Origin of the sequence: Maricaulis sp. (genome assembly GCF_030149235.1) — a bacterium.
Lineage (GTDB): Bacteria > Pseudomonadota > Alphaproteobacteria > Caulobacterales > Maricaulaceae > Maricaulis.
Genome location: NZ_JASBRW010000080.1, coordinates 1 through 4,060, shown reverse-complemented (window position 1 = coordinate 4,060; position 4,060 = coordinate 1). Strand labels below are relative to the sequence as shown.

The following is a 4,060-nucleotide window of genomic DNA, read 5'->3' as shown; positions in this document are numbered from 1 at the left end:
CCCTTCGCACTCGACGGAACCGGTGGAGGGGCGGTCGATGCCTCCCAGCAGGTTGAGCAAAGTGGTCTTGCCCGAACCGGACGGACCCATGATGGCAATGAATTCACCCTGCTCAATCGTCATGTTGAGCTCTTCGAAAATGGTGATGCTCTCCCGCCCTCTGGTATAGCGCTTGGACAGGTCCGTCAGCGTGTAAAGGGCGGTCATGGGCGTCTTCCTCTCGGTAAATCGGATTGGACTTTAAAGGATAAAGTCCTTTTATTCAATGAAGGTCACGCGTGCGGCCATGTCGGGCAGGATGCGATCATCGCGCTCTTCAAAGGCGACCCGTACGGTGATGGTGGCACGGCTGCGATCAGCGGTCGGGATGATCGCCTCGACGCGGGCCGGAATGCGCCAGTCCGGATAGGCATCGAGCCGCGCTTCGACGCGCTGACCCGGGGTGACCCGGCCGATCTGGCCCTCATTGACGTCGACCTCGATCTCCAGTGAGGCCATGTCCACCAGGGTGGCGACACCGGTCCGGGTGAAGCCGCCCCCGGCCGAGGCCGGCGACAGAATCTCACCGATCTGGGCATTCTTGGCGATCACGACACCGGCGAACGGTGCACGTACGATATGGCGGTCGATCAGGTCCTCCTGGGCGCGGATTTGCTGGCGTGCCGTTTCTGCATCGGCATTGGCCGCAATGATCTGGGCATTGAGGCTCTGCACGCGAGCACGGGCCGCGGTCGTGTTGGCGACCGAGCCGATTTCACGCTCCTCCAGCCGTTCGGCACGCTCGAGCACGCGGCGTGCCTCGGCGAGATCGGCATTGAGAGCCGAGCGCCGGGCGGTCGCGGCATTGAGCTGCGAGCGCAGCAGGTCGAGCTGGATATTGGCGCGCTCATCATCAAGCCGAGCCACGATTTCGCCTTCCTCGACGACCGTGCCCTCCTCGATGAGGACATCCTGGATGCGGCCGGAGATCTCGGCCGAGACCGTCGCCTGGCGCCGCGCAACGACATAGCCGGAGGCCACCAGACCGGTGGCGCGGGGTTCACGGCGCGGAGCGGGGGCGGGCTGGGCCGGGGCAGGCTCGCTCTGAGTCGCCGCGGGAGCCAGTGTCGCCGCGACCGGCTGGGCCGGGGCAGGCGCATCTTCGCCCGGACGCATCAGATACCAGGTTCCACCCGCACCGAGCGCGGCGGAAACCAGGATAGCGGTGATCAACGTGGTCGCACCTGCTCCGCGCGGGCCGTCATCATAGCTGCGGTCGATACTCAGGGATTCGAGTTTCGATCTGCGATCCGACATGAATTACCCCCTCAAAAACAGACGCGTCACGGAACTTGTAGCCGTCTCGCGTACAAAGCGGAATTGAAATATTTCCCTCAAGCCATGGGCTCGGAGAACGCTCTCAGTCGAAATAGGCGGAGCGCATCATGTCGGACAGGTCGCGGCCGCGATGCGCCAGGGCGCGTCGCTCAGCATCAGATTGCGGACCGCAAATGGCGCGATAGCGCTGCTGTTCCCGATAGCCGTCATTGAACTCTTCGATCAGGCGATCGCGGCGGCGGCCATTATCCGGTGCTTCCACTGCCAGGAGTGCGATCATCTGGGTGCGCCAGGACTGCGCATCCGGGCCGTCACAGGCATAGGCGAGATAGTGCAGCTCTCCCAGCGTGTAGGCGAGGTAGGGCACGATGCGCTCGACATCGACATCGGGCTCGGCGCTTCGCCTCGGCTCCGGCTGACGGTATTCGGAATTCTCGATGGCGGGGCGCGGGTTTCCCCGGCCTGGCTTCTGGGCCAGAGCCTCGCTGCCGGCAAGCAGCAGGACGGAAACAACAAGGAGCGCGCGCATAGGCTGCATCATGCGCCCGATTGTGGCGCAGGCATGGCGCGGACCATGGCCACGGCCCGGCTGATTACATCGCGGGTCTTGTCCCAGCGGGTCAGGGCGATGGCCTCCTCGAACCGGAAGAAGGCGGCCTCGTCGACATCGTCATCTGCAACTGGTTCGCCAGAGGTCCAGACGGCGGCATAATCGATCAGCAAATAGTGCCAATCGCCCGGCTGGCCGGGTTCACGCGCACCGATACTATCAACCACATCGATCAGGCCAGCGATCTCGGCGCTGACGCCGGTTTCCTCTTTCAGCTCGCGCAAGGCCGCTTCGGCGCAGGTCTCGCCATATTCGATCTTGCCGCCGGGGATCGACCACTCGCCCTTATAGGGCGGCTTGCCGCGTTTGATCAGCAAGACTTCATCGCCGCGGATCACGACGATGCCGGCTCCGGCCACAGGTCTCTTGATGTCGGTTACTTGGCTGTCCATCCGCCGTCCACGCTGATCCAGGAGCCGTTCATATTCGCTCCCGCATCAGACACGATATAAAGCAGCGCGCCAGCAAGTTCTTCATAGGTGACAAACTTCTTCGTCGGCTGGGCGGCGAGCATGACATCGCGCACCACCTCTTCCTCGGAAATGCCCCGTGCCTTGGCTGTATCCGCGATCTGGTTTTCCACCAGCGGTGTCTTCACATAGCCCGGGCAGATGGCGTTGCAGGTAATGCCCTGTTCGGCGACTTCGAGGGCCAGCGTCTTGGTGAAGCCCATCACCCCGTGCTTGGCGGCGACATAGGCCGACTTGAAGGGCGAGGCGACGAGGCCATGGGCCGACGCCAGGTTCACGATGCGGCCGCGCCCGGCCTTTTTCATGTGCGGCAGGGCAGCCTTGGCGGCATGGAAGACCGAGGACAGGTTAATGCCGATAATCGCGTCCCATTTCGCTTCGGGAAACTCGTCGACCGGGGCCACATTCTGGATGCCGGCATTATTCATCAGGATGTCGAGCCGGCCGAATTCCGCGACGGTCGAATTGACCAGGTCGGCGATCTCGTCCGGCTTGAGCATGTTGGCGCCGTGATAGCGCACTTCGACCCCGTGATCGGCAGCAATCCGGGCCCGCAGCGCTTCGGTCTCGGTCGCATCGCCCAGCCCGTTGAGCACGACATGAGCGCCATTCTCCGCCAGCGCTTCCGCCATCGCCGCGCCAATGCCGCTGGTCGAACCCGTGACAATGGCCACCTGGCCGGTAAGATCCGTACGAATTCCAGACATGAATGACCCTTCAAGTTTGTGCTCGGCGCAGAAAACGGGATGGGACCGGGGAGGTCAAGCTGTGGGTGCGGTGGCAAATCGAAATGCAACCAATGCGGGTGTTTGTGCTAAAATGAAAGCGCCGGCCGATCCAGGCCGGCGCCAATCCAAGGAGGGAGATTTGTTTCGTTTACCGAAATGCTCTCTCGTCCTTCTGGTGAAAAGAGAACGCATAGGCGGCTGGAAGGTCGTTATCCGTATCTCAATCGCCTAAAGGGCGGCCAAAGGGGGCAGCTGCAACTGTCCCCGGCGGCCCTTGGACCATAACACAGGAAAAGAGGAGAGTGGAGAGACTGAAATCGCTATGTCACGTTGAGGGTCGCTTGCCCAATCACGCGGACCCTTAGGCGCATGGCGCGGCGCAAATCGGAGGCGAGTTCGTCCGGCGCGGCGAGGATCTCGTAGACTTCGACATGATGGTTCGGTTGATATGTGAAACCCCGATCACCGTGCGATCTGACGAATACCCGATGAATTCCACATCCATCAGCTGACTTGATTGCTCCCGGATTATTCGGAACGACGTTCACGCCCAAGGATTCTGAAGACTCGCCGTTGAGCAGATAAGCGAGCGCGTGGTCGTTTGCGAGGACATCAATCTCAGCGTTGGCAATCCGATAGTTTTCACGATCAATCGTGCCGCTGAGGAATTTGATTGTGCCTGGGCGCGGGCTAGAGTTCATCACGCCGCATCTTCCGGAAGTGACCGTCTAAGCCGCTTTCTTCCCCGCCACGGCCGGTTGCGGACGCGTGAACAAGAGATCGCCTGGCTTGGAGCCGTCTTCGGTGAAGCGGTAGCCGCCGGCGTCGAACTTGACCAGGTCGGCCGGGTCGGTAATGCGGTTTTCGATTACCCAGCGGGCCATCATGCCGCGAGCTTTCTTGGCGTAGACCATAAGGGCGCGGAGCTGACCGTC

The 4,060-nt window shown here is 62.0% G+C and carries 7 protein-coding genes; all 7 read right to left on the bottom strand.

What is annotated here, in order from left to right; translation table 11 throughout:
• Positions 1-207: ATP-binding cassette domain-containing protein (locus Q1V51_RS12075; protein WP_300556689.1), on the bottom strand; the 207-nt coding region annotated here is incomplete at its 3' end.
• Positions 208-258: 51 nt separating this feature from the next.
• Positions 259-1,296: an efflux RND transporter periplasmic adaptor subunit gene (locus Q1V51_RS12070; protein WP_300556687.1), complete on the bottom strand. Its 1,038-nt coding sequence runs from the start codon at positions 1,294-1,296 to the stop codon at positions 259-261.
• A gap of 103 nt (positions 1,297-1,399) precedes the next feature.
• Positions 1,400-1,846 carry a TIGR02301 family protein gene (locus Q1V51_RS12065; protein WP_300556685.1) on the bottom strand — a complete coding sequence of 149 codons (447 nt, stop codon included), beginning with the start codon at positions 1,844-1,846 and terminating at the stop codon, positions 1,400-1,402.
• Positions 1,847-1,854: 8 nt separating this feature from the next.
• On the bottom strand, positions 1,855-2,319 hold the full coding sequence (locus Q1V51_RS12060; RefSeq protein ID WP_300556683.1) for an NUDIX hydrolase: 465 nt from the start codon (positions 2,317-2,319) through the stop codon (positions 1,855-1,857).
• Positions 2,304-3,104 (bottom strand): 3-hydroxybutyrate dehydrogenase, encoded by an 801-nt coding sequence (locus Q1V51_RS12055; RefSeq protein ID WP_300556681.1) that lies wholly within the window; start codon positions 3,102-3,104, stop codon positions 2,304-2,306. The genes Q1V51_RS12060 and Q1V51_RS12055 overlap by 16 nt, the downstream gene beginning before the upstream one ends.
• Before the next feature lie 341 nt (positions 3,105-3,445).
• Positions 3,446-3,826: a hypothetical protein gene (locus Q1V51_RS12050; protein ID WP_300556679.1), complete on the bottom strand. Its 381-nt coding sequence runs from the start codon at positions 3,824-3,826 to the stop codon at positions 3,446-3,448.
• Positions 3,827-3,853: 27 nt separating this feature from the next.
• On the bottom strand, positions 3,854-4,060 hold a 207-nt coding region (gene yaaA, locus Q1V51_RS12045), incomplete at its 5' end, for a peroxide stress protein YaaA (RefSeq protein WP_300556677.1).